Origin of the sequence: Pseudomonas sp. M2(2023) (assembly GCF_030263955.1) — a bacterium.
In the GTDB taxonomy this organism is placed as follows: Bacteria; Pseudomonadota; Gammaproteobacteria; order Pseudomonadales; family Pseudomonadaceae; genus Aquipseudomonas; species Aquipseudomonas asiatica.
The window spans coordinates 4,602,082-4,628,097 of record NZ_CP127114.1 but is presented as its reverse complement, the minus strand read 5'-3'; the positions used below and the strand labels follow the sequence as shown (position 1 = coordinate 4,628,097).

General features: G+C 63.8%; 22 protein-coding genes. 16 read left to right on the top strand and 6 right to left on the bottom strand.

Features of this window, described 5'->3' with window-relative positions; all coding sequences use genetic code 11:
• The first annotated feature begins 1 nt into the window (after position 1).
• The 9 genes from murD (at position 2) to lpxC (ending at position 10,443) form a co-directional block, all read left to right on the top strand.
• Entirely contained in the window at positions 2-1,348 is a 1,347-nt protein-coding gene (murD, locus tag QN085_RS21270; protein ID WP_024087703.1) for a UDP-N-acetylmuramoyl-L-alanine--D-glutamate ligase, read from the top strand.
• A complete protein-coding gene (ftsW, locus tag QN085_RS21265) occupies positions 1,345-2,559 on the top strand; it encodes a putative lipid II flippase FtsW (RefSeq protein WP_013974112.1) in 1,215 nt (404 codons plus the stop codon). The genes murD and ftsW overlap by 4 nt, the downstream gene beginning before the upstream one ends.
• Positions 2,549-3,628 (top strand): undecaprenyldiphospho-muramoylpentapeptide beta-N-acetylglucosaminyltransferase, encoded by a 1,080-nt coding sequence (murG, locus tag QN085_RS21260; protein WP_023661968.1) that lies wholly within the window; start codon positions 2,549-2,551, stop codon positions 3,626-3,628. The genes ftsW and murG overlap by 11 nt, the downstream gene beginning before the upstream one ends.
• Entirely contained in the window at positions 3,621-5,069 is a 1,449-nt protein-coding gene (gene murC, locus QN085_RS21255) for a UDP-N-acetylmuramate--L-alanine ligase (protein ID WP_003260781.1), read from the top strand. Before murG ends, murC begins: the two co-directional genes overlap by 8 nt.
• Positions 5,066-6,022: a D-alanine--D-alanine ligase gene (locus QN085_RS21250; protein WP_023661967.1), complete on the top strand. Its 957-nt coding sequence runs from the start codon at positions 5,066-5,068 to the stop codon at positions 6,020-6,022. The genes murC and QN085_RS21250 overlap by 4 nt, the downstream gene beginning before the upstream one ends.
• Before the next feature lie 4 nt (positions 6,023-6,026).
• Complete coding sequence (locus QN085_RS21245; protein WP_285688312.1) at positions 6,027-6,896, top strand: cell division protein FtsQ/DivIB; 870 nt, start codon at positions 6,027-6,029, stop codon at positions 6,894-6,896.
• Between the two features lie 14 nt (positions 6,897-6,910).
• Positions 6,911-8,167: a cell division protein FtsA gene (gene ftsA, locus QN085_RS21240; RefSeq protein ID WP_015271706.1), complete on the top strand. Its 1,257-nt coding sequence runs from the start codon at positions 6,911-6,913 to the stop codon at positions 8,165-8,167.
• A gap of 55 nt (positions 8,168-8,222) precedes the next feature.
• A complete protein-coding gene (gene ftsZ / locus QN085_RS21235) occupies positions 8,223-9,419 on the top strand; it encodes a cell division protein FtsZ (RefSeq protein WP_003260772.1) in 1,197 nt (398 codons plus the stop codon).
• A 112-nt stretch (positions 9,420-9,531) separates the two neighbouring features.
• The gene (gene lpxC, locus QN085_RS21230) at positions 9,532-10,443 is read left to right on the top strand and encodes a UDP-3-O-acyl-N-acetylglucosamine deacetylase (protein ID WP_023661965.1); all 912 of its coding nucleotides are present in this window, start codon (positions 9,532-9,534) and stop codon (positions 10,441-10,443) included.
• A gap of 47 nt (positions 10,444-10,490) precedes the next feature.
• Here lpxC and QN085_RS21225 read toward each other — a convergent pair whose 3' ends face one another.
• Entirely contained in the window at positions 10,491-10,946 is a 456-nt protein-coding gene (locus QN085_RS21225) for a DUF721 domain-containing protein (protein WP_023661964.1), read from the bottom strand.
• A gap of 390 nt (positions 10,947-11,336) precedes the next feature.
• Here QN085_RS21225 and secA point away from each other — a divergent pair, with 390 nt between their 5' ends.
• From secA to QN085_RS21205, 4 genes are all read left to right on the top strand, one after another.
• Complete coding sequence (gene secA / locus QN085_RS21220; protein WP_015271704.1) at positions 11,337-14,072, top strand: preprotein translocase subunit SecA; 2,736 nt, start codon at positions 11,337-11,339, stop codon at positions 14,070-14,072.
• A 174-nt stretch (positions 14,073-14,246) separates the two neighbouring features.
• Complete coding sequence (gene argJ, locus QN085_RS21215; protein ID WP_023662147.1) at positions 14,247-15,464, top strand: bifunctional glutamate N-acetyltransferase/amino-acid acetyltransferase ArgJ; 1,218 nt, start codon at positions 14,247-14,249, stop codon at positions 15,462-15,464.
• Between the two features lie 143 nt (positions 15,465-15,607).
• Entirely contained in the window at positions 15,608-16,240 is a 633-nt protein-coding gene (locus QN085_RS21210) for a glutathione S-transferase family protein (protein WP_013974104.1), read from the top strand.
• The gene (locus QN085_RS21205) at positions 16,237-17,181 is read left to right on the top strand and encodes a Nudix family hydrolase (RefSeq protein ID WP_013974103.1); all 945 of its coding nucleotides are present in this window, start codon (positions 16,237-16,239) and stop codon (positions 17,179-17,181) included. Before QN085_RS21210 ends, QN085_RS21205 begins: the two co-directional genes overlap by 4 nt.
• A 125-nt stretch (positions 17,182-17,306) precedes the next feature.
• Here QN085_RS21205 and QN085_RS21200 read toward each other — a convergent pair whose 3' ends face one another.
• From QN085_RS21200 to QN085_RS21190, 3 genes are read right to left on the bottom strand one after another with little or no spacing between them, the layout of a single operon-like run.
• A complete protein-coding gene (locus QN085_RS21200) occupies positions 17,307-17,873 on the bottom strand; it encodes a cob(I)yrinic acid a,c-diamide adenosyltransferase (protein WP_013974102.1) in 567 nt (188 codons plus the stop codon).
• A gap of 1 nt (position 17,874) precedes the next feature.
• Entirely contained in the window at positions 17,875-19,905 is a 2,031-nt protein-coding gene (locus QN085_RS21195; RefSeq protein ID WP_013974101.1) for a sensor histidine kinase, read from the bottom strand.
• A gap of 38 nt (positions 19,906-19,943) precedes the next feature.
• Positions 19,944-20,861 carry a putative 2-dehydropantoate 2-reductase gene (locus QN085_RS21190; protein ID WP_013974100.1) on the bottom strand — a complete coding sequence of 306 codons (918 nt, stop codon included), beginning with the start codon at positions 20,859-20,861 and terminating at the stop codon, positions 19,944-19,946.
• A 100-nt stretch (positions 20,862-20,961) separates the two neighbouring features.
• Between QN085_RS21190 and QN085_RS21185 the strand changes: the two genes are divergently transcribed.
• From QN085_RS21185 to QN085_RS21175, 3 genes are all read left to right on the top strand, one after another.
• Entirely contained in the window at positions 20,962-21,447 is a 486-nt protein-coding gene (locus QN085_RS21185) for a YajQ family cyclic di-GMP-binding protein (RefSeq protein WP_013974099.1), read from the top strand.
• A gap of 114 nt (positions 21,448-21,561) precedes the next feature.
• Positions 21,562-22,404, top strand: a complete 843-nt coding sequence (locus QN085_RS21180; RefSeq protein ID WP_015271698.1) for a mechanosensitive ion channel family protein — start codon at positions 21,562-21,564, stop codon at positions 22,402-22,404.
• Between the two features lie 204 nt (positions 22,405-22,608).
• Entirely contained in the window at positions 22,609-23,853 is a 1,245-nt protein-coding gene (locus QN085_RS21175; protein WP_013974097.1) for an MFS transporter, read from the top strand.
• Between the two features lie 132 nt (positions 23,854-23,985).
• Here QN085_RS21175 and QN085_RS21170 read toward each other — a convergent pair whose 3' ends face one another.
• Together QN085_RS21170 and QN085_RS21165 are read right to left on the bottom strand one after the other, a co-directional pair.
• Positions 23,986-25,533 (bottom strand): AmpG family muropeptide MFS transporter, encoded by a 1,548-nt coding sequence (locus QN085_RS21170; protein ID WP_013974096.1) that lies wholly within the window; start codon positions 25,531-25,533, stop codon positions 23,986-23,988.
• A gap of 43 nt (positions 25,534-25,576) precedes the next feature.
• A complete protein-coding gene (locus tag QN085_RS21165) occupies positions 25,577-25,930 on the bottom strand; it encodes an MGMT family protein (RefSeq protein WP_003260756.1) in 354 nt (117 codons plus the stop codon).
• Positions 25,931-26,016: the final 86 nt, after the last annotated feature.

Sequence of the window (26,016 nt, the reverse complement as noted above, 5' to 3'; positions counted from 1 at the left end):
CGTGTCCTTGATCGCTTCCGACCAATTCCGCATCGTTGTCGGCCTCGGCAAGAGCGGCATGTCCCTGGTTCGCTTCCTGGCGAGCCGGGGCATTGCCTTTGCGGTCGCCGACACCCGCGAGCAACCGCCGGAACTGGACACCCTGCGCCGTGATTACCCGCAGGTGGAAGTGCGCTGTGGTGAACTGGACGTGGACTTCCTGTGCCGCGCCAACGAGCTGTACGTCAGCCCCGGCCTGGCCCTTGCCACCCCGGCCTTGCAGCAGGCGGCCGCGCGTGGGGTGAAGCTGTCCGGTGACATCGAACTGTTCGCCCGCCACGCCAAGGCTCCGATCATTGCCATCAGCGGCTCCAACGCCAAGAGCACCGTCACTACCCTGGTCGGCGAAATGGCCGCCAAGGCGGGCAAGCGCGTGGCGGTGGGCGGCAACCTCGGTACCCCGGCGCTGGACCTGCTGGCCGATGACGTCGAGCTGTACGTGCTGGAACTGTCCAGCTTCCAGCTGGAAACCACCGACCAGCTCAACGCCGAAGTGGCCACCGTGCTGAACATCAGCGAAGACCACATGGACCGCTACAGCGGCCTGCCGGCCTACCACCTGGCCAAGCACCGGATCTTCCGTGGTGCCCGTCAGGTCGTGGTCAACCGCCAGGACGCCCTGAGCCGACCGCTGCCGGTGGAAGGCCGCCCATGCTGGACCTTCGGTCTCAACCAACCGGATTTCAAGGCCTTCGGCCTGCGTGAAGTGGACGGCGAAAAATACCTGGCGTTCGAGTTCCAGGCGCTGATGCCGGCACGTGAGCTGAAGATTCGTGGCGCCCACAATCAGAGCAACGCCCTGGCGGCTCTGGCTCTGGGGCACGCTGCCGGCCTGCCGTTCGAACCAATGCTCGAGGCACTGCGCGAGTTCGGCGGCCTGGCCCACCGTTGCCAGTGGGTGCGCGAGCGCAACGGCGTGAACTGGTACGACGATTCCAAGGCCACCAACGTCGGTGCTGCCCTGGCCGCGATCGAAGGCCTGGGTTCCGACATCGAAGGCAAACTGGTGCTGATCGCCGGTGGCGACGGCAAGGGCGCCGACTTCGCCGCGTTGCGCGAGCCGGTCAAGCGCTTCTGCCGCGCCGTGGTGCTGCTTGGCCGTGATGCCGAGCGCCTGGCCGAAGCCCTGGGTGATGGCGTGCAACTGGTCCGCGTTAAGTCTCTTGACGAGGCTGTAAAGCAATGCGCCGAACTGTCCCGGGCGGGTGATGCCGTGCTGCTGTCGCCGGCGTGCGCCAGCCTCGACATGTTCAAGAACTTCGAAGAGCGCGGGCGCCTGTTCGCCCAGGCAGCGGGAGGCCTTGCATGATCTTTGGCATCCTCAAGCCCTATCCGTCGCCGCTGATCAGCGGCCGTGGCATCGACCTGGACTTCGCGATGCTCGCCGGTTGCCTGGCTTTGCTGGGCCTGGGCCTGGTGATGATCACCTCGGCGTCCTCGGAAGTGGCTGCGGTGCAATCTGGCAACCCGCTTTACCACATGTTCCGCCACTTGGTGTACGTGTTCCTCGGCCTGGTCGCCTGTGGCGCCACCATGATGGTGCCGATCGCCACCTGGCAGCGCATGGGCTTCCTGATGCTGCTGGGAGCCTTCGGCCTGCTGGTGCTGGTGCTGGTGCCGGGTATCGGCCGCGAAGTGAACGGTTCCATGCGCTGGATCGGCTTCAGCTTCTTCAACGTGCAGCCTTCGGAAATTGCCAAGGTGTTCGTGGTCATCTACCTGGCTGGCTACCTGGTGCGCCGGCAGACCGAGGTGCGCGAAACCTGGATGGGCTTCTTCAAACCGTTCATCGTGCTGCTGCCCATGGCTGCCCTGCTGCTGATGGAGCCGGACTTCGGTGCCACCGTGGTGATGATGGGCGCGGCGGCGGCCATGCTGTTCCTCGGCGGGGTGGGGCTGTTCCGCTTCAGCCTGATGGTGGTATTGGCGGTGGTCGCGGTGTTCGTCCTGGTACAGGCGCAGCCTTACCGTATGGCGCGCCTGATTACCTTTACCGACCCGTGGTCCGACCAGTTCGGCTCGGGCTACCAGCTGACCCAGGCGCTGATTGCCTTCGGCCGTGGCGAGTGGCTGGGCGTTGGCCTGGGCAACAGCGTGCAGAAGCAGTTCTACCTGCCTGAAGCGCACACCGACTTCGTGTTCTCGGTACTGGCCGAAGAACTCGGCGTGGTCGGCTCGCTGCTGACTATCGCGCTGTTCGTATTCGTGACTGTGCGTGCCCTGTATATCGGCCTGTGGGCGGAAAAAGCCAAACAGTTCTTTGCCGCTTATGTTGCGTTCGGCCTTGCCTTCCTGTGGATCGGCCAGTTCCTGATCAACATCGGTGTGAACGTCGGCCTGCTGCCGACCAAGGGCCTGACCCTGCCGTTCCTCAGCTACGGGGGCAGCTCGCTGGTGATCTGCTGTGCCTGCGTGGGCCTGTTGCTGCGTATCGAGTGGGAAAGCCGTACGCACCTGGGCAGTGAGGAGCACGAATTCAGCGAAAGCGATTTTGCCGAGGAGACCAATCATGGCCGCTGACGGCAGGAACGTACTGATCATGGCAGGCGGCACCGGGGGCCACGTATTCCCGGCCCTGGCCTGCGCCCGTGAATTCCAGGCGCGCGGTTACAGCGTGCACTGGCTGGGCACCCCGCGTGGCATCGAGAACGAACTGGTGCCCCAGGCCGGCCTGCCGTTGCATCTGATCCAGGTCAGCGGCCTTCGCGGCAAGGGCAAGCTGTCGTTGCTCAAGGCGCCGTTGACCCTGGTCAAGGCCGTGCTGCAGGCGCGGCGTATCGTGCGTGAGCTCAAGCCGGTATGCGTGGTCGGCTTCGGTGGCTATGTGACCGGCCCAGGTGGCGTGGCCGCACGCCTGTGCGGCGTACCGCTGGTGATCCATGAGCAGAACGCCCGCGCCGGTACTACCAACCGCCTGCTGCTGCCGCTGGCTGCCCGCGTGTGCGAAGCCTTCCCGGCCACCTTCGCCGCCAGCGACAAACTGCGCACCACCGGTAATCCTGTGCGCCCGGAGCTGTTCATGGATGCCCTGCGCGCGCCGCTGGCCGAGCGCCGTGCGCGCCTGCTGGTGATGGGCGGCAGCCTGGGGGCGGAACCATTGAACAAATTGTTGCCTAAGGCCCTGTCCGAAGTGCCCCCCGCGCTGCGGCCAGAGGTATTCCACCAGGCCGGCAAGCAACACGCGCCGGCCACCGCCGAGCGTTATCGCGAGGCGGGCGTCGAGGCTCAGGTAGAGCCCTTCATCAAGGACATGGCCCAAGCCTATGGCTGGGCCGACATTGTGGTGTGCCGGGCCGGCGCCCTGACCGTCAGCGAGCTGGCGGCAGCGGGCCTGCCTTCGATGCTGGTGCCATTGCCCCACGCGATCGACGACCACCAGACCCACAACGCCCAATATCTGGCCCGGGAAGGCGCTGCCTTCCTGATGCCACAAGCGACAACTGGCGCAGCGCAGCTCGCTGAACGCCTGAACGAGGTGCTGATGCAACCCGAGAAACTCAACGTCATGGCAGGCACCGCACGGCGTCTGGCCAAACCTGCAGCAACCAGCACCGTGGTCGATATCTGCCTGGAGGTGGCCCATGGTTGAGAGCCAGAAAGCCATGCCCCAGCCAAAGATGGGCCGTATCCGCCGTATCCACTTCGTCGGTATCGGCGGCGTGGGCATGTGCGGCATTGCCGAAGTGTTGCTGAACCTGGGCTATGAAGTGTCCGGTTCCGACCTGAAGGCGTCGCCGGTCACCGAGCGTCTGGAGTCGTTCGGCGCAGAGATTTTCGTCGGCCACCGCGCCGAGAATGCCGCCACTGCCGATGTGCTGGTGGTTTCCAGCGCCATCAACCCAGCCAACCCGGAAGTCGCCACCGCCCTCGAACGGCGCATTCCGGTGGTGCCGCGTGCCGAGATGCTCGCCGAGCTGATGCGCTATCGGCATGGCGTGGCCGTTGCCGGCACTCATGGCAAGACCACCACCACCAGCCTGCTGGCCTCGGTGTTCGCCGCCGGTGGCCTGGACCCGACCTTCGTCATCGGTGGCCGCCTGACCGCTGCCGGCACCAATGCCCAGCTGGGTACCAGCCGCTACCTGATTGCCGAAGCGGACGAGAGCGATGCCAGCTTCCTGCACCTGCAGCCGATGGTGGCCGTGGTCACCAACATCGACGCCGACCACATGGCGACCTACGAAGGTGACTTCAACAAGTTGAAGAAAACCTTTGTCGAATTCCTGCACAACCTGCCGTTCTACGGCCTGGCCGTTATGTGCCTGGACGACCCGGTGGTGCGCGAGATCCTGCCACAGGTCAAGCGCCCGACCGTGACCTATGGCTTCAGCGACGAGGCTGACGTCCGCGCCATCAACGTTCGCCAGATGGGCATGCAGACCCACTTCACCGTGCTGCGTCGTGATCGCGAGCCGCTGGAGGTGTCGGTGAACATGCCCGGTAACCACAACGTGCTCAACGCCTTGGCCACCATCGCCATCGCCACTGACGAAGGCATCACCGACGAAGCCATCGTCCAAGGCCTGTCCGGGTTCCAGGGCGTCGGCCGCCGCTTCCAGGTGTACGGCGAACTGCCGGTCGAAGGCGGCAGCGTGATGCTGGTCGACGACTACGGCCACCACCCGACCGAAGTGGCTGCGGTGATCCAGGCCGTGCGCGGCGGTTGGCCAAGCCGTCGCCTGGTGATCGTCTACCAGCCGCACCGCTACAGCCGTACCCGCGACCTGTACGACGATTTCGTCCAGGTGCTGGGCGATGCCAACGTGCTGCTGCTGATGGAAGTCTACCCGGCTGGCGAAGAGCCGATCCCCGGCGCCGACAGCCGCCAGCTGTGCCACAGCATCCGCCAGCGCGGCAAGCTGGACCCGATCTACATCGAACGTGGTGTCGACCTTGCGCCACTGGTCAAGCCACTGCTGCGCGCTGGCGACATCCTGATCTGCCAAGGTGCCGGTGATGTCGGCGGCCTGGCCCCTCAATTGATGAAAAGCCCGCTGTTCGCTGGCGCCAAGCAGGAGAAGTCGAAATGACCAGCGCCTACGACAAACTGCACTCGACCCTGGACGTCAAGGCGTTCGGCCGCGTCGCGGTGCTGTACGGCGGCAAGAGCGCCGAGCGCGAAGTGTCGCTCAAGTCCGGCGCCGCAGTGATCGACGCGCTGACCACCGCCGGTGTCGACGTGGTCGCCATCGACGTGGGGGACGACCTGCTCGACCGCCTGCAAAGCGAGAAGATCGACCGCGCCTTCATCATTCTCCACGGTCGTGGCGGTGAAGACGGCAGCATGCAAGGCCTGCTCGAGTGCCTGGGCATTCCCTATACCGGCAGTGGCATCCTTGCTTCGGCACTGGCCATGGACAAGCTGCGCACCAAGCAGGTGTGGCAGAGCCTGGGCATTCCGACTCCGCGCCACGCAGTGCTGGCGAGCGAAAGCGATTGTTTGCAGGCCAGTACGGAACTGGGCTTCCCGCTTATCGTCAAACCCGCCCATGAAGGTTCCAGCATCGGCATGGCCAAGGTGAACAGCGCCCAGGAACTGGTCGCCGCCTGGCAGGACGCAGCTAAATACGATTCCCAGGTACTGGTGGAGCAGTGGATCCACGGGCCGGAGTTCACCGTCGCGGTATTGCGCGGCCAGGTGCTGCCGCCGATCGCCCTGGGTACGCCGCACGTGTTCTACGACTACGACGCCAAGTACATCGCCAACGATACCCAGTACCGCATTCCGTGCGGCCTGGACAGCGTCAAGGAACAGGAACTGATCGACCTGACCGCGCGTGCCTGCGATGCCATCGGCATCGAAGGCTGGGGGCGGCTGGACGTGATGCAGGACGAGCAGGGCCGGTTCTGGCTGCTCGAAGTCAACACCGCACCCGGCATGACCGACCATAGCCTGGTGCCCATGGCGGCCCGCGCGGCCGGCCTGGACTTCCAGCAACTGGTGCTGGCAATCCTGGCCGAGAGCGTGGCGACGCGAGGTTAAAACCATGCAAGGCGCGATGATACGTCAGCAGCAACCCGTTACCGGCCGTAGCAAGCCGGTGCCGCGTGGTGCCAGCAGGCTGGTGGCCGACGAGCCCGTATCGGCGCGCCTGCCGCGGCCAAGCCTGGGTGGCCTCAAGCGCCTGTTGTGGCCGGTGCTGTTGGTGGCGGCCGGTTTTGGCGCCTACGAGGGCGCCATTCGCCTGATGCCATATGCCGACCGGCCGATCACCAAGATCGACGTGCAGGGCGACCTCAGCTACATCAGCCAGCAGTCGGTGCAGCAGCGTATCGCGCCCTACGTGGCAGCGAGCTTCTTCAGCGCCGACCTGCCGGCGATGCGCGCAGAACTCGAGCAGATGCCGTGGATCGCCCATGCAGAAGTGCGCCGGGTGTGGCCAGACGAGGTGGTGATCCGCCTGGAAGAACAGTTGCCGGTGGCGCGCTGGGGTGACGAAGCCTTGCTCAACAACCAGGGCCAGGCTTTCACCCCGCGCGAACTGGCCAACTACGAGCACCTGCCGCAGCTGGCCGGGCCGCAGCGTGCTCAGCAACAAGTCATGCAGCAGTATCAGGTATTGAGCCAGATGCTGCGCCCCCTGGGCTTTTCCATCGCTCGCCTGGAGCTGCGCGAGCGAGGCAGCTGGTTCCTGACCACGGGCGCGAGCAGCGCCGGGCCGGGCATCGAGCTGCTGCTGGGGCGCGACCATCTGGTGGAGAAGATGCGCCGTTTCATTGCCATTTACGACAAGACACTCAAAGACCAGATCACCACTATCGCCCGCATTGATCTGCGTTACTCCAACGGACTTGCCGTTGGTTGGCGGGAACCGATTGCACCGACGACGGCCCAACCCGCCGTTGCGAAGAATTAGAGAGAGGCAGGACCATGGCAAACGCGCATAGCGGCAAAATGATCGTCGGGCTGGACATCGGCACCTCCAAGGTGGTGGCGCTGGTGGGTGAAGTGGGCGAGGACGGCACCCTGGAAATCGTCGGGATCGGTACTCATCCGTCCCGCGGCCTGAAAAAAGGCGTGGTGGTGAACATCGAGTCCACCGTGCAGTCGATCCAGCGCGCCGTGGAAGAGGCGCAGCTGATGGCAGGCTGCCGCATCCACTCGGCCTTCGTCGGCGTGGCCGGCAATCACATCCGCAGCCTGAACTCCCACGGCATCGTCGCCATCCGCGATCGCGAGGTCAGCCTGGCCGACCTGGAGCGCGTACTCGACGCCGCCCAGGCCGTTGCCATCCCGGCCGACCAGCGCGTGCTGCACACCCTGCCGCAGGACTACGTGATCGACAACCAGGAAGGCGTGCGCGAGCCGCTGGGCATGTCTGGCGTACGCCTGGAAGCCAAGGTCCACGTGGTCACCTGCGCGGTCAACGCGGCGCAGAACATCGAGAAGTGCGTACGCCGTTGCGGCCTGGAAATCGACGACATCATCCTCGAGCAGTTGGCCTCGGCCTACTCGGTGCTGACCGACGATGAAAAAGAGCTGGGCGTGTGCCTGGTGGACATCGGCGGTGGCACTACCGACATCGCCATCTTCACCGAGGGCGCGATCCGTCACACCGCGGTGATCCCGATTGCTGGCGACCAGGTGACCAACGACATCGCCATGGCGCTGCGTACTCCGACCCAGTACGCCGAAGAAATCAAGATCCGCTACGCCTGCGCCCTGGCCAAACTGGCTGGCGCCGGCGAGACCATCAAGGTGCCGAGCGTGGGCGATCGCCCACCGCGCGAGCTGTCGCGCCAGGCCTTGGCCGAGGTGGTGGAGCCACGTTACGACGAGCTCTTCACCCTGATCCAGGCCGAACTGCGCCGCAGTGGCTATGAGGACCTGGTGCCGGCCGGCATCGTTCTCACCGGCGGCACCGCGAAGATGGAAGGCGCCGTGGAACTGGCCGAGGAAATCTTCCACATGCCGGTACGCCTGGGCGTACCGCACAGCGTTCGGGGGCTCAGCGACGTGGTTCGCAACCCGATCTATTCCACCGGCGTGGGCTTGCTCACCTACGGCCTGCAGAAGCAGACCGAAGACCTGCCCCTGACCGGTAACAGCAGCAACAACAGCTATGGCGATGAACCGAAGGCTCCAGTGCTTGAACGCTTCAAGCGCTGGGTCCAGGGCAATTTCTAAGTTTCAAAGCAGTAGTGGTAGGCGCGACAACTAGAGAACTGTAAGGAGAGGGAAAATGTTCGAGCTCGTAGACAACGTCCCGCAAAGCCCGGTCATCAAAGTGATCGGTGTTGGCGGTGGTGGCGGCAACGCTGTCAACCACATGGTCAAGAGCAGCATCGAAGGCGTGGAATTCATCTGCGCCAACACCGATGCCCAGGCGCTGAAGAACATCGGCGCGCGCACCATCCTGCAATTGGGCACTGGCGTGACCAAGGGCCTGGGTGCTGGTGCCAATCCGGAAGTCGGCCGTCAGGCCGCGCTGGAAGACCGTGAGCGCATCGCTGAAGTGCTGCAGGGCACCAACATGGTGTTCATCACCACTGGCATGGGTGGCGGTACCGGTACCGGTGCAGCGCCGATCATCGCCGAAGTGGCCAAGGAAATGGGCATCCTCACCGTCGCCGTGGTGACCCGTCCGTTCCCGTTCGAAGGCCGCAAGCGCATGCAGATCGCCGATGAAGGCATCCGCATGCTGGCCGAAAGCGTCGACTCGTTGATCACCATCCCCAACGAGAAGCTGCTGACCATCCTGGGCAAGGATGCCAGCCTGTTGTCCGCCTTCGCCAAGGCCGACGACGTACTGGCCGGTGCCGTGCGCGGTATCTCCGATATCATCAAGCGCCCGGGCATGATCAACGTCGACTTCGCCGACGTGCGTACCGTGATGGGTGAAATGGGCATGGCCATGATGGGTACTGGCTGCGCCAGCGGCCCGAACCGTGCGCGTGAAGCCACCGAGGCAGCGATCCGCAACCCGCTGCTGGAAGACGTCAACCTGCAGGGCGCCCGCGGCATCCTGGTGAACATCACCGCAGGCCCTGACCTGTCGCTGGGTGAGTACTCCGATGTGGGTAGCATCATCGAAGCCTTCGCCTCCGACCACGCCATGGTCAAGGTCGGCACCGTGATCGACCCGGACATGCGTGACGAGCTGCACGTGACCGTGGTGGCTACTGGCCTGGGCGCGCGCATCGAGAAGCCTGTGAAGGTGGTCGACAACACCCTGCAGACTGCCCAGCAGGTGTATGAGGCCTCCAACCCGGCGCCGGTTCGCCAGGAGCAGCCTGCGGTCAACTACCGTGACCTGGAGCGCCCGACCGTAATGCGCAACCAGGCTCATGCAGGTGCCGCTGCAGCCGCTAAACTGAACCCTCAGGATGACCTGGACTACCTTGATATCCCGGCATTCCTGCGTCGTCAGGCTGATTAATGGAATTTATCAGGGGTATAAAGGTGATTGGTATTCATCAAAGGTTGGGTCTGTTATCATCCCCAGCCTTTGTTGATACCTGTTCGCAATTTGCGCTGAAGCGGCCAATGCCATGATTAAACAACGCACCCTGAAGAATACCATCCGTGCCACAGGTGTCGGTCTGCACTCCGGGGAGAAGGTTTACCTGACCCTCAAGCCTGCACCTGTTGACACCGGCATCGTCTTCCGCCGCGCCGACCTCGACCCTGTGGTCGAAATCCCGGCGCGCGCGGCCAACGTCGGCGAGACAACCATGTCGACGACGCTGGTCAACGGTGACGTCAAGGTCGATACGGTCGAGCACCTGCTCTCCGCCATGGCGGGCCTGGGCATCGATAACGCCTACGTCGAGCTCTCCGCCTCGGAAGTGCCGATCATGGATGGCAGCGCCGGACCCTTTGTATTCCTGATTCAGTCTGCCGGCCTGGAAGAACAGGACGCAGCCAAGAAGTTCATCCGCATCCTGCGTGAGGTAACCGTGGAAGAGGGCGACAAGCGCGCCACTTTCCTGCCTTTCGACGGTTTCAAGGTGAGCTTCGAGATCGACTTCGATCATCCGGTGCTTCGCAACCGGACCCAGAGTGCGAGCGTCGACTTTTCCAGCACCTCGTTCGTGAAGGAAGTCAGCCGCGCGCGTACCTTCGGTTTCATGCGTGACATCGAGTACCTGCGCAAGCACAACCTTGCGCTGGGTGGCAGTGTCGAGAACGCCATCGTGGTCGATGAGGACGGCGTGCTCAACGAAGACGGCCTTCGTTACGAAGACGAATTCGTCAAGCACAAGATCCTCGACGCTATTGGCGACCTCTACCTGCTGGGCAATAGCCTGATTGGCGAGTTCAAGGGCTACAAGTCCGGCCACGCGCTGAACAACCAGCTGTTGCGCAAGCTGATTGCCGAAACCGATGCCTGGGAAGTGGTCACCTTCGAAGATGCCAGCACGGCACCGATCTCGTACATGCGCCCTGTTGCGGCCGTGTAAGTTCGAACACTCTCTAGTTCATTAAGGCCACCTTTGGGTGGCCTTTTTTATGGCTTGTCCCGGGCGTGGGCGGCCAATCGTTCCAGTGCTGCGCGCAGCTTGGGGTCAGTGATGCCCTCGGCGGTATCGCGCAGGCTCTCGGCTGCGTTATTGGACAGTTCTGCGGCATTGCCACCACGCTTGGCTGGCACCAGCGGTGGCTGGACCTTGTACAGGATGCGCCTGAGGTTGGCGAATGCCTCCATGGCCTGTAATGCAGACATCAAGCGTTTCTGCTGATAGCGCAGGCGGGTTGCCCAATGGCCGTCTGTCACCACCAGCAACAATGTGCCATCGCGCCACGACGCCACATGGCAATGCTCGCGGGCGGCCGGTTGCAGCTGGCTTTCCAGCAGGCGCTGCAGGTGCTCCAGGCGTTCGGCCTGGTTCAGCAGCAGGCGCAGCGGGCGGACCTGGCGGAGCAGGGCCGAGGGCGGCTGGGCGGGGGAGGGTTTGTAGGCCATGGGGGTACGCATGAGGTTACATGGTCCGCAGTCTAACATCTCTATAGCCTGCACTGGCCTCTTCGCGGGTGAACCCGCTCCTACACGCACGGCACTGCCCTTGATGTGTAGGTAATCCTGTGGGAGCGGGTTTACCCGCGAAGTGGCCGGCACAGATAACAAAAGACAAGACTCATTCTCGATACGTTTCATCTTCCCGAACCTTGAACTCAGGGAAAATGCCCCTATCTAAAACAAGCCCCCGCCAAAACGCTGTCCAAGCATCGTGGAAATCCACCACTTTCCTCACCATCGTTTCCGGGTAGAATGCTCGTTCGCATGCGGCCTCAGGGCTGCACGGGCGACTCATGGGGCCGCCCTCCATCCCTACGTGTGGAAGATCCTGCCGATATGTTTGCGCCTTTGTTAAAGAAACTTTTTGGAAGCAAGAACGAGCGTGAAGTCAAACGCATGCTCAAGACGGTGAACATCGTCAATGCTCTCGAAGAGAAGATGGTGGCCCTCTCCGACGAGCAACTGCGGGGCAAGACCGCAGAGTTCAAGGAGCGCCTGGCCAAAGGCGAGACACTGGACCAGTTGCTGCCTGAAGCCTTCGCCGTGGCCCGTGAGGCCGGCAAGCGCGTGATGGGCATGCGCCACTTCGACGTGCAGCTGATCGGTGGCATGACCCTGCACGAGGGCATGATCGCAGAAATGCGTACCGGTGAAGGCAAGACCTTGGTCGGTACCCTGGCCGTGTACCTCAACGCATTGTCCGGCAAGGGCGTGCACGTGGTCACCGTCAACGACTACCTGGCCCGCCGCGACGCCAACTGGATGCGCCCGCTGTACGAGTTCCTTGGCCTGTCGGTCGGCATCGTCTCGGCGTTCCAGCCGCCGGAAGAAAAGCGTGCCGCCTACGCGTCCGACATCACCTACGGCACCAACAACGAATTCGGTTTCGACTACCTGCGCGACAACATGGCGTTCAGCCAGGAAGAGAAGTTCCAGCGTGAACTGAACTTCGCCGTGATCGACGAAGTCGACTCCATCCTCATCGACGAAGCGCGTACCCCGCTGATCATTTCCGGCCAGGCCGAGGACAGCTCCAAGCTGTACATCGAGATCAACCGTCTGATCCCGCGCCTTACCCAGCACATCGAGGAAGTGGAAGGCCAGGTCACCCAGGAAGGCCACTTCACCATTGACGAAAAGAGCCGTCAGGTCGAGCTGAACGAAGCCGGTCACCAGTTCATCGAAGAGATGCTCACCCAGTCCGGCCTGCTGGCCGAGGGCGAGAGCCTGTATTCGGCGCATAACCTGAGCCTGCTGACCCACGTCTATGCAGGCCTGCGCGCGCACAAGCTGTTCCACCGCAACATCGAGTACATCGTCCAGGACGGCCAGGTCCTGCTGATCGACGAGCACACCGGCCGTACCATGCCGGGCCGCCGTCTGTCCGAAGGCCTGCACCAAGCCATCGAAGCCAAAGAGAACCTGAACATCCAGGCCGAGAGCCAGACCCTGGCTTCGACTACCTTCCAGAACTACTTCCGCCTGTACACCAAGCTGTCCGGCATGACCGGTACCGCTGACACCGAAGCGTTCGAGTTCCAGTCGATCTATGGTCTCAACGTGATGGTCATTCCGCCGAACAAACCGTTGGCACGTAAAGACTTCAACGACCTGGTGTACCTGACCGCCGACGAGAAATACGCCGCGATCATCGCCGACATCAAGGAAAGCATGAAGCAGGGTCGCCCGGTGCTGGTGGGTACTGCGACCATCGAAACCTCCGAGCACATGTCCAACCTCCTGAAGAAGGAAGGTATCGACCACAAGGTGCTCAACGCCAAGTACCACGAGAAGGAAGCCGAGATCATCGCGCAAGCCGGTGCGCCAGGTGCCCTGACCATCGCCACCAACATGGCCGGCCGTGGTACCGACATCCTGCTGGGCGGTAACTGGGAAGCCGAAGTGGCAGCCCTGGAAAACCCGACCGCCGAGCAGATCGCCCAGATCAAGGCCGACTGGCAGAAGCGTCACCAGCAGGTGATCGAGTCGGGTGGCCTGCACGTGATCGCTTCCGAGCGCCACGAATCGCGCCGTATCGACAACCAGCTGCGTGGCCGTTCCGGCCGTCAGGGCGACCCGGGCTCCAGCCGCTTCTACCTGTCGCTGGAAGACAGCCTGATGCGTATCTTCGCCTCTGACCGGGTGAAGAACTTCATGAAGGCGCTGGGCATGCAGTCCGGCGAGGCCATCGAGCACCGCATGGTCACCAACGCCATCGAGAAGGCCCAGCGAAAGGTCGAAGGCCGCAACTTCGACATCCGCAAGCAGTTGCTGGAATACGACGACGTGGCCAACGAGCAGCGCAAGGTGATCTACCACATGCGCAACAGCCTGCTGGCCGCCGAGAACATCGGCGACACCATCGTCGAATTCCGCAAGGAAGTACTGGACGCTACCATCAGCCAGCACATTCCGCCGCAGTCGCTGCCCGAACAGTGGGACGTGGCCGGCCTGGAGGCTTCGCTGGCCAGCGATTTCGCCATGAAGCTGCCGATCCAGCAGTGGCTCGACGAGGACGATCACCTCTACGAAGAGACCCTGCGCGAGAAGCTGCTGAACGAAATCACCACCGCGTACACCGAGAAGGAAGACCAGGCCGGTATCGAAGCCCTGCGTACCTTCGAGAAGCAGATCCTGCTGCGTGTGCTGGATGACCTGTGGAAAGACCACCTGTCGACCATGGACCACCTGCGTCACGGTATCCACCTGCGTGGTTATGCGCAGAAGAACCCGAAGCAGGAGTACAAGCGCGAATCCTTCAGCCTGTTCCAGGAGCTGCTCGAGTCGATCAAGCGCGACACCATCCGCGTGCTGTCGCACGTTCAGGTACGCCGCGAAGACCCGGTCGAAGAGGAAGCACGCCTGCGCCGCGAGGCCGAGGAACTGGCCAGCCGCATGCAGTTCCAGCATGCCGCTGCTCCGGGCCTGGAAAGCGAGCAACTGAACGAGGAGGGCGCCGAAGTGGCCGTTGCCTCGGCACCGGTGCGCAACGAGCAGAAGCTGGGCCGCAACGAGCCGTGCTGGTGTGGTTCGGGCAAGAAGTTCAAGCATTGCCACGGGCAGATCGAGTGATCTGACCTGAATTGGGGCCGCGGTGCGGCCCTATCGCGACACAAGGCCGCTCCCACAGGGATAGCGCACAGCCGCAACGCTGCGCCATCCTATGTAGGAGCGGCCTTGTGTCGCGATGGGGCGCGAAGCGGCCCCGCTTTTTGCAACTCAACCGTATTTTCTAGGAGCGCTCTAATGGCTGTTGGTCTTGGTCCTTTGCCCACCCTGCACCCGGTTCCGGGTTTTGAACTCGGCATCGCTTCTGCCGGCATCAAGCGCCCGGGGCGCAAGGATGTGGTGGTCATGCGCTGCGCCGAAGGCTCCAGCGTGGCTGGCGTGTTCACCCTCAACGCCTTCTGCGCAGCGCCGGTGATCCTGTCCAAGCAGCGTGTACAGGGCACCGTGCGCTATCTGCTGACCAACACTGGTAACGCCAACGCCGGCACCGGCGCGCCAGGCCTGGCCGCCGCCGAGCGCACCTGCGCCAAGCTGGCCGAACTGGCCGGCGTACCGGCCGAGTCGGTACTGCCATTCTCCACCGGCGTTATCGGCGAGCCGCTGCCGGTCGAGAAGATCGAAGGCGCACTGCAGGCCGCCCTCGACAACCTGTCGGAAAACCACTGGGCTGAAGCTGCCACCGGCATCATGACCACCGACACCCTGCCCAAGGGGGCCAGCCGCCAGTTCCAGCACGATGGCGTGACGGTTACCGTCACCGGCATCAGCAAGGGTGCAGGCATGATCCGCCCGAACATGGCCACCATGCTCGGCTACATCGCCACCGACGCCAAGGTTGCCCCGGCGGTGCTCAAGGACCTGATGCTGGACGGCGCCAACAAGTCGTTCAACCGCATCACCATCGATGGCGACACCTCGACCAACGACTGCTGCATGCTGATTGCCACTGGCAAGGCCAACCTGCCGGAAGTCACCGAAGCCAGCGGCGCACTGTTCGAAGCTCTGAAAAAGGCAGTGTTCGAAGTGTGCATGGAAGTGGCCCAGGCCATCGTCCGTGACGGCGAAGGCGCCACCAAGTTCGTTACCGTGCAGGTCAACGGCGGTGGCAACCACCAGGAATGCCTGGACGTCGGCTACGCCGTGGCCCACTCGCCGCTGATCAAGACTGCGCTGTTCGCTTCCGACCCCAACTGGGGCCGTATCCTCGCCGCCGTCGGCCGTGCCGGCGTACCGGAGCTGGACGTGAGCCTGATCGATGTGTACCTGGACAGCGTGTGCATTGCCAGCAAAGGCGGCCGTAGCCCGAGCTACACCGAAGACCAGGGTGCCAAGGTTATGGCCCAGGAAGAGATCACCATCCGTATCGAACTGGGTCGTGGCCAGTGCAGCGAAACCATCTGGACCACCGACCTGTCCCACGAGTACGTGAAGATCAACGCCGAGTACCGTACCTGATGTAGCTGGGGCCGCTTTGCGGCCCATCGCGACACAAGGCCGCTCCCACAAGGACCTTCGTACACCGCCCCATGTGGGAGCGGCCTTGTGTCGCGAAAGGGCTGCAGAGCAGCCCCAGAATTCCCAAACGATGGAGCCGAACCATGAGCTATCACCTGATCATCGGCGACAAGCTGTATTCCTCCTGGTCGCTGCGTGGCGCCCTGGCCCTCGAGCTGGCTGGCGTGCCTTACGAAGAAACACTGATCAAGCTGAACCAGCCTGACACCCGTCAGCGCATCCTCGCCTTTTCGGCTACCGGCAAGGTACCGCTGCTCAAGACCGAGCACGGTGTGATCGCCGACTCGCTGGCCATTGCCGAATACCTCAACGAACGCCACCCCGACGCGCAGCTGTGGCCTGCCGACGTGGCGGCCCGGGCCCAGGCCCGTTCGGCCTGCGCGCAGATGCACAGCGGCTTCTTCGCCCTGCGCGGCGCGATGCCGTTCGACCTGTCCCGCGACCAGGCGCTGGACGGTGTGCCGCTGGAGGTTCAAATCGATATCGACCGTATCGTTGCACTGTGGTCGGAATGTCGCCTTGCGGCCAAGGACAGCGGCCCGTTCCTGTTCGGCAGGCCGAGCCTGGCTGATGCCTTCTTCGCCCCGGTGGCGGTGCGCCTGCGCACCTACCGTGTGGAAGTGCCAGCAGAGGCAGCGGCTTATATCGAAACCATTTATCAGTGGCCAGCCTTCCAGGCCTGGCAAAAGGCTGGCCTGGCGGAGCGTGAAGGGTGAAACGGATTCATGTTGTAGCTGCTGTCATTCGCGGTACTGACGGCCGTATTCTGATCGCACGGCGCGCCGATACCCAGCACCAGGGCGGTCTGTGGGAATTCCCGGGCGGCAAGGTAGAAGAGGGTGAGGGCGTCGAGGCGGCGCTGGCCCGCGAGCTGCGCGAGGAGCTGGGTATCGAGGTGAGCCGTTCGCGCGCGCTGATCAAGGTCAGCCACGATTACCCGGACAAGCAGGTGCTGCTGGATGTGCGCGAAGTCGAGGCATTCGCCGGCGAGCCGCATGGCGCCGAAGGGCAGCCGCTGGAATGGGTTGCTCCACGCGATTTGCCCCAATACGAATTCCCCGAGGCCAACAAGCCGATCGTTGCAGCCGCGCGCCTGCCGGATCAGTACCTGATCACCCCCGATGGCCTGGAAGTGCCGCAGATGCTCAAGGGCATCCAGAAGGCAGTGGCCAGTGGCATTCGCCTGATCCAGTTGCGTGCCCCGGACATGTACGATCCCAAGTATCGCGATGTGGCGGTGGATGCGGTCGGCCTTTGCGCGGGCAAGGCGCAGCTGATGCTCAAGGGGCCGCTGGAGTGGCTGGGTGACTTCCCAGCCGCGGGTTGGCACCTGACGGCTGCACAACTGCGCAAATATGCCGCCAACGGCCGGCCGTTCCCCAAGGAGCGCTGGTTGGCGGCGTCCTGCCACAGTGCCGAAGAGCTGGCGCTGGCGGAGCAGATGGGCGTGGACTTCGTCACCTTGTCGCCGGTGCAGGCAACCCGGACACACCCTGAGGCGGTGCCGCTGGGGTGGGACGAGGCACAGCGGTTGATTGCCGGGTTCAACAAGCCGGTCTACCTGCTGGGTGGGGTAGGGCCGGGTGAGCGTGAGCAGGCCTGGGAAGCGGGGGCACAGGGTGTGGCCGGGATCCGGGCGTTCTGGCCTGAGATCTGAGTCGCCTGTAATTGGGGCCGCTTTGCGGCCCATCGCCGGCAAGCCAGCTCCCACAGAGGCAGCACAGACCGGGCTCTGTGGGAGCTGGCTTGCCGGCGATGGGCTGCGCAGCAGCCCCAGAAATATCAGCCGTTTGGTTTCTCAGCAGGCTGCCACAAAACCTCCGCCACCCCCTGCCGCCGCCCAATGATCCGCGCGGCCACGAACAGTAGATCCGAAAGCCGGTTGATATACGCCAACCCAACCCCCGCCAACGGCTCCAGCGCATTCAGCTGCTGGCACCGCCGCTCCGCACTGCGCGCCAGGCTCCGGCACACATGCGCCTGTGCCACCAGCGCCGAGCCACTGGGCAAGATGAAGTTTTTCAACGGCCCCAGCTCTTCATTCCACACATCGATCGCTGCCTCAAGCCGCTCCACCTCCGCCAGGTCCAACGCCTGATAACTGGGCATCGCCAGCTCACCGCCCAGGTCGAACAGGCGGTGCTGACACGGCGCCAACACCGCGCTCACTTCATCCAGCCCTTGTTCGGCCAGCCCCGCCAGCAGCAAACCCAGCTGGCTGTTCAGGCTGTCCACCTCGCCAATCGCCTCGATTCGCGGGTGGTCCTTGGGCACTCGGCGCCCGTCGCCCAGGCCGGTTTCGCCTTTGTCGCCGGTGCGGGTGTAGATCTTCGACAGGCGGTAGCCCATGTCATTTCTCCATTTTGGCCGGCGCCACCGCTGCCGGCTGGCCAAGGGGCAGGCGCAGGGTGAAGCAGGTGCCCTGGCCGGGCGTGGACTGCACTTCCATCTGCCCCTTGTGGTTGTTGGTGATGATGAAGTACGAGACCGACAGCCCCAGCCCGGTACCCTGGCCGATTTCCTTGGTGGTGAAGAACGGCTCGAAGGTGCGCTTGCGCACCCCTTCGGGCATGCCGACGCCGTTGTCCTCGACCTGGATTTCCGCCCATGGCGGGCTCAAGCGGGTGCGCAGGGTGATGCGCCCGGGCTCGCTCGGCTGTGGCCGCTGGTGGATGGCCTGGGCCGCGTTTTTCAGCAGGTTGAGCAGCACCTGCTCCAATTCGTTGGCGGTGCACGGCACCGGCCCCAGGTCGGGGTCGAACTGACGCACGATGGCCTGGCCCTTGAAATCGAAGCCTATGGCCAGGTCGAAGTCGTTGCTGGCAATTTCCACCGCCTGATCGATCAGCGCCGGCAGGTCGCACGGCGCCAGCTGACGGTTGCTGCGGCGGCTGAAGCTGAGCATGTGGGTGACGATCTTCGCTGCCCGGGCACCGGCCTGCTGGATGCCGTCGAGCAATTGCGGCACTTCGCGGCTCTCCAGGTAGCGGTTGACCGTGGGCAGGTCGATGCCCAGTTCCTCTGCCTGTTCCTGATTGCGCGGCAGTTCTGGTGACAGGCGCCGGCGGATGTTCTGCACGTTATGCAGGATCGCGCCCAGCGGGTTGTTGATCTCGTGGGCCATGCCGGCGGCCAGGCCGCCGACCGAAAGCATCTTTTCCGATTGCACCATCATTTCTTCCAGCGACAGGCGCTGGGTGATGTCGTCGATACGGATGACAACGCCACGGCCGCCGCCACCGGTCAGCGGGTAGAAGGTCAGGGCGTAGTGGCGCAGGTCGTCACCCTTGGGCCAGGTGACCCGCTCGATCTTTGCCACCCGGTGCTTTTCCACTGTTTCCTTCAGTTGCGGCAGGAACGGCTTGAGCGGTTCGAAGGCAATGAAGATCGGCTGGTTCAGCGCCTCGTCCAGAGGCGTGCCGGAAAGTACCGTGGCTTCGTGGTTCCACTGGGTCACGTAGAGCTGTTCATCCAGGGCGATCAGCGCCGAGGGCATCGAGTCGATGATGCTGTTGAGGTAGTTCTGGAAGCCGGTGAGTTTTTTCTCGATCTTGCTGCGCACCTGGACTTCCAGTTCCAGCTTGCGGTTGGTGTGGCGGGTTTCCTCGGCCAGGCCCTGGGCCTGGTCGTAGGCCTCCTGAAACTCGTCGCGGGTGCGCTTGAGTTGCTGTTCGCGGGCTTCGATGCGCGAGAGCATGGTGTTGAACGCTTCGGCCAGGCTGCCGATTTCGTCGTCGTTACCGCGCTGCGCGCGCAAGGCATAGCTCTCTTCGCGGGTGACCTGGCGGCTGAGCTCTTCGAGCTGGTTGATCGGCTGGGTGATCAGGCGTTTTATCTGTCGGGCGATGACGATCCACAGCAGGATGCTGAACACCAGGATGCCCAGGCTGGCGCTGAGGGTGCCGGTATAGAAAGCCGTGGGCAGTTCACTGCTGGCCACCAGCAGCAGGTGTGCGGGCGGGTTGGCGTCACGTGGCATGCGGATCAGCTGGGTGCTGCGAAACTCCATCAGGCGCCAGCCGTCGATGTTGCGAAAACGCTTGGGCAGTGCCAGCGGCTCGCCGTGCTGCAGCTGCGCCAACATGCGGCCATCGCCACCGTAGACGGCAGCGGCGCGCAGCGGCGTGTAGCTGTCCAGCTCTTTCAGCAGGGCGCTGGCGGTGTCCGGTGTATCGCCGGCGCGCGCCGCCAGTTGCGGGTTGGCCACCAGCCGGCCGATGGTGTGCAGCGCCTGTGGCGCCATGCTTTCCTGGGTGATCCAGTAGGCGGCGCTGATGAAGGTGAGGTTGGCCACCAACAGGATGGTCACCAGCAACACCAGCAGGGCTGCCAGCAGCTTCTGCCCGACCGGGAGGTTTTCCAGGCGTTGGCGCAAGGTCATGGGCTAGGCAATGTCCGTATCCGGTTGAAAGGGCTGCGTCAGTCGCAGGGCAAACCACGCACACGCAGGTTATCGACCAGGTGCTGCAGCAGGCGTTCCAGCTCTGGCAGTTGCAGGCCATGACGGCCGGCGGTGCGGCAGGCATGGCCAAGCAGGTAGTGCACCTCGGTGCGGCGGCCTGCGCGTACATCCTGGTACATGGAAGAGTAGTTGGCCGCAGTGGCGAGGATCACCCGCTGCACTTCCTCGTTCAGCCCGTCTGCCGCTTCTGGCTGGCCACAGCGGCGCAGCAGTTGGGCCAGCTCGGCGCACAGCGCATCCACTTCGCCCAGGTGCCCCAGCAGCCCGCCGTTCTGGCAGTCGTGCAGCACGGTCAGCGGGTTGATGGCGCAATTGAGTGCCAGCTTGCGCCACAGACGGGTAAGGATATCCACCGTCCACTCGGCAGGGATGCCAGCCTGATGCAGGTCATCGAACCAGGCCGGGATCGTCGGGTTGCGTGGGTCACCCAGCCAGTTGAAGCCGTGGCCGGCAAAGCGTACCTGCCAATCTCCCTCGCGGAATGCGCCTTCGGTACTGGAGGCGAAGATGCAGCGTGCATGGGGCACCAGGTCGGCGACCTCGTCCTGGCTGCCCAGGCCGTTCTGCAGCAGAACCACCTCGGCGTCTTCGGCCAGGCGAGGTGCCACGCCGGCGATGGCCGGGGCGGCGTCGTAGGCCTTGCAGGCCACCAGCAGGCGATGGATCGGGCCGTGTGCCTGCGCGGTTTCGGCGGGGATGGCGTAGTGGCGGGACTGGTCCTGTTCGACCAGGGTCAGGCCGCCGGCCTGCTGGTAGGCCTGCAGCCGCTGCCCGTCACGCAGGATCAGGCGCACTGCCTTGCCCGCGCGCGCCAGGCGGCAAGCCCACAGGCTGCCCAGGCTACCGGCGCCGAGAATATGCCAGGTGCTGCTCATATGCGTTTCGCAACCCGTTATAATGAGCCCGCATTTTAACCGTCAAACCCAGCGCGCTCCATCTTCAGCCTGAGCGCGCTTTTATTTTGGGAGAACAACCATGCCTTCGTTCGACGTGGTATCGGAACTGGACAAGCACGAAGTGCAGAACGCGGTCGACAACGCCATCAAGGACCTGGACCGTCGCTACGACCTCAAGGGCAAGGGCACCTTCGAGTTCAAGGACAAAGAGCAGACCGTGATGCTCACCGCCGAGGAAGAGTTCCAGCTCGAAGCGATGCTGGAAATCCTGCGCCTGGCGCTGGTCAAGCGCAAGATCGACGTGAAGTGCCTGGAAACCAAGGACCCGTATGCCTCGGGCAAGGAAAAGAAACAGGAAGCCAAGTTCCGCGAAGGTATCGACAAGGATCTGGCGAAGAAGATCGTCGCCACCATCAAGGATGCCAAGCTGAAAGTGCAGGCCGCCATCCAGGGCGAGCAGGTACGCGTTACCGGCAAAAAGCGCGACGACCTGCAGGAAGCCATTGCGCTGCTGCGTACCAAGGAATTCGACATGCCACTGCAGTTCAATAACTTCCGCGACTGATGTGGGCATCGCCCGGAACCCCGATGGCCAAATGATGTCCATGGGGGCCGGGGCTGCGCCATCGCGCGTGGCCAGTTCTACCGTGTACTTGCCGCTCGGCATCAGGAGATGAATATGGATTTGAACGCTGAAGTCGATCAGCTGGTCCGCCAATCCCAGACCTGGATCCCCTTGATCATGGAATATGGCAGCCGTGTGCTGCTGGCGCTGCTGACCCTGGCGGTCGGCTGGTGGATCATCAACAAGGTCAGCGCTCGCCTGGGCAAGCTGGTTGGCCTGCGCAACGCCGACCTGGCGCTGCAGGGCTTCATCAGCACCTTGTCGAATATCGTGCTGAAGGTGCTGCTGTTCGTCAGCGTGGCGTCGATGATCGGTATCGAGACCACCTCGTTCGTTGCCGCCATCGGTGCCGCGGGCCTGGCCATCGGCCTGGCCTTGCAGGGCAGCCTGGCGAACTTCGCCGGCGGTGTGCTGATCCTGATGTTTCGCCCGTTCCGCATCGGTGACTGGATCGAGGCGCAAGGCGTGGCCGGCACCGTCGACAGCATCCAGATCTTCCACACCGTGCTGCGCACTGGTGACAACAAGACGGTGATCATGCCCAACGGCAGCCTGTCCAACGGCATCATCACCAACACCAACCGCCAGCCGACGCGCAAGGTGGTGTTCGATGTGGGCGTGGACTACGAGGCCGACCTGCAGAAGGCCCGCAACGTGCTGCTGGAGCTGGCGCAGGACCCGCGCGTGCTGCCCGACCCGGCGCCGCAGGCGGTGGTCGCGACCCTGGGCGACAGCTCGATCACAGTGTCCTTGCGCTTGTGGACCAAGACTGCCGATTACTGGGATGTGATGTTCATGCTCAACGAGCATGCGCGTGACCGGTTGAAGGCCGAAGGGATCGACATTCCGTTCCCGCAGCGGGTGATTCGCGTGGTGCAGGAGACTGCAGCGCAGTAATACCGCGTTGTCATTGATTGGGGCCGCTTCGCGCCCCATCGCGACACAAGGCCGCTCCTACAGGGAATCGCGTAACCCTTGTAGGAGCGGCCTTGTGTCGCGATGGGGCGCGAAGCGGCCTCGGCTTTTTACACTTGTTCACAGCAATACCCCGCCATTTCTGGCATATAGCCTGACCCCACCTGCCACACCCGATACGCCATCATGAAACCACTGCTGTACATCACCCCCCTGCGCGCCTTGCTGTTCGGTCTGACCCTGGCCCTGTTCGAGCTGCTCACCTACCTGGCCAGCGACGCCGTCATGCCGGCCATGCCGGTGGTGGTCGGCGACCTGAATGCCAGCCCCGAATACATTCCCCACGCCCTCAACTTGTACCTGCTGGGGGGCGTGGTGCTGCAATGGCTGATCGGTCCGCTGGCCGACCGCTATGGCAGGCGCCCGTTGCTGCTGATCGGCTGCGCGTTCTTCGGCCTGGCCTGTCTGGCCACCTTCTGGGTCCACGACATCGGCCTGTTCAACTTGCTGCGCCTGCTGCAAGGCATCGGCCTGGGCTTTGTGGTCACGGTCAGCTACCCGGCCCTGAACGAAGCCTTCAGCGAAGCCGACGCCGTGCGCATGATGGCCCTGCTGGCCAACATCGCCTTGCTCTCGCCACTGCTCGGGCCGCTGGTGGGCACCTTGCTGCTGCAGTGGCTGGACTGGCGTTGGCTGTTCGTGGCCTTCGCCATTGGCGCGGTTGTGGCCTGGCTGCTGCTGTACCGGCTGATGCCGGAGACCTTGGGCGTGGAGCGCCGTGACGGCTCGCGCCTGGCATTCACGCCGATCCACCTGCTGCCACTGCTGGCCGGCTACGGCCAGTTGCTGGGCAACCGCCGCTTTGTCGCTGGCAGCGCGGCCCTGGGCCTGGTCGGTCTGCCGCTGATTGGCTGGATCGGCCTGTCGCCGGTGCTGCTGATCCACGACGAGGGGCTGAGCACCATGGAGTACGCCTTGTGGCAGTTGCCGGTGTTTGGCGGGCTGATCCTGGGCAACCTGATCATCAACCGCATTGCCGATCGCTATCCGTTGGCGGCGCTGGTGCGCGGTGCATTGTGGCCATACCTGGCCGGCCTGTGCCTGATGGGACTGGCGACATGGTACTGGCCGAGTGTGACCAGCGTGGTGGCGGGCATGTCGCTGTACGCGCTGGGGTTGGGCGTGGCCAACGCGGTGCTGTATCGCATGACGCTGTTCGCCAGCGAGCAGAGCAAGGGCCTGGTCTCGGCCATGCTGGGGATGATCACCATTGCCTTGCTGGGGTTGGGTGGGGCGCTGCTGGCGATGATTGGGGCCGGGGCCAGCTTGCTGCACTTTGCCCTGGCGGCGGGTGTGGCGGGGGCCTTGGCGCTGTGGCCGCTGTGGTTTGTGGTGGGTGGACGGCCTGGTGAGGGGGCTGTTGCTCGGTAAACTTTATTGCCTGAACTGGCCTCTTCGCGGGTAAACCCGCTCCCACAGGGACTGCACAGCTCTCGAGGGCAGTGCAGTCCCTGTGGGAGCGGGTTTACCCGCGAAGAGGCCGGTACAGGCAATACAAACCTGTCAGGGCCGCTCGGCCGCCGAACCTTCCTCTGCAACCGGTTTGCCCGGCCCGGCTTCCTGGCGCCACTGCAGGGCAATCAGGATCAGGGTCGGCACGCCAAGGAGGGCAGTGATCAGGAAGAAGTCGTGGTAACCGAACTTCTCCACCATGACCCCCGAATAACCCCCGATCAGCCTTGGCAACAGCAGCATGATCGAGCTGAGCAACGCGTACTGGGTAGCCGAGAACTTCAGGTTGGTCAGGCTCGACAGGTAGGCAACGAAGGCCGAGGTGGCCAGGCCGGAGCTGAAGTTGTCCAGCGAGATGGTCACCACCAGCATTTGCAAGTTCGGGCCCATGTCGGCCAGCATCAGGAACAGAATGTTGGTGCCCGCGGAGGCCGCACCGCCGATGAACAGGATCGGCATGATGCCGAAGCGCACGATCAGCAGGCCGCCAACACCGGCGCCGACCAGGGTCATGATCAGGCCGAAGATCTTGCTGACGCTGGCGATCTGGTCCTTGGTGAAGCCCATGTCGATGTAGAACACGTTGGCCATCACGCCCATTACCGTGTCCGACATGCGATAGGTGGCGATCAGGCCGAGCAGCAGCAGGGCCTGCCAGCGGTAGCGGGCGATGAAGTCGTTGACCGGGGTCAGCACCGGCGCGAGGCCGCGACGGCCCAGGCTCGACAGGCACGCCCAGGTCAGCAGCACATAGAGGATCAGGCGCAGGAAGGCGCGGTCTTCCAGCAGCAGGTCCAGTGGCGTTGCATCACCGGAGATGACGCTGGACCAGCCGGTATTGAACATCTGGGTGAAGCTGGCCGGTACCGATACCAGCAGGATTATCAGCACGAACACCGAGGCCAGCTGGTGCACCAGCCCATAGCGCGCTGCCGACAGCTGGGTACGCATGGGTACGGGCGGTTCGCGCATGATCAGGGTGGTGAACACGGCGGGCAGCATCATCACCGCGAACATGACGTAGGTGCCGGCCCAAGCCTTGTGCAGGTAGCTGAAACCGGTGGAGCCGAACCACTCGGCGAAGAACAGGGCACCAGCCGTGGCCAGCAGGGCCGCCACGCGGTAGCCGGCCATGTAGCTGGCGGCGAGTGCAGCCTGGCGCTGGTCGTCGGCGATTTCCAGGCGGTAGGCATCGACCGCGATGTCCTGGGTGGCCGAAGCGAAGGCCACCAGCACCGCCAGGGCGATCAGCCATGACAGGTGCTGCTGCGGGTCGCACAGGCTCATGCCGACCAGCCCGATCACCACCAGCGCTTGCGACAGCAGCAACCACGAACGCCGGCGCCCCAGGCTGCCGAGCAGCGGCAGGCGCCATTGGTCGAGCAGTGGCGACCACACCCACTTGAAGGCGTACGCCAGGCCGATCAGGCTGGCGTAACCAATGGTCTCGCGGGCCACGCCAGCTTCGCGCAACCACACCGAAAGGGTGGAGAACACCAGCATGTAGGGCAGACCGGCGGCGAAGCCGAGCAGCAAAAGTACCAAGGTTGACGGGCTGGCATAGGCAGCAAGCGCAGCGCGCCAGGTTTTACGGGGCATGGGCCAACATCTGCCTCAAGTTTGCGAAAACAAAGCGCGCACTCTAACCGCTGTGCTCCATCGGGCGCCAGCCATGGCGCGTCATATCCACACGATTGTTGGTTACATTTACACCCTCCGCACGCAGGCGCGCCCGTTGTTCATCCCCAGACGGGGTACCCAGTGCCAGGCTCAGGCGGCCGCCTGCACCGAGCACCCGGTGCCAGGGCAGGCGAGTGTCCGCGGGCAGTTGCCCGAGGGTACGCCCGACCCAGCGTGCCGCCCGACCAAGCCCTGCCAGTTCGGCCAGTTGGCCATAGCTGACCACCTTGCCGGCCGGAACTTGGCCAAGTACCGAATACAGCACCGTCCGTCGGCCCTCGGCGGAGTCGAGGGCGTGCTCATATCCGTCAGACATCAGGCCCCCTCTGGGCTGCAGATGAAACCGGACCGGCGGTCTGGCAAATGAGAGTTGAACTCAACGGCATGCTCCCGGTCTTTTCT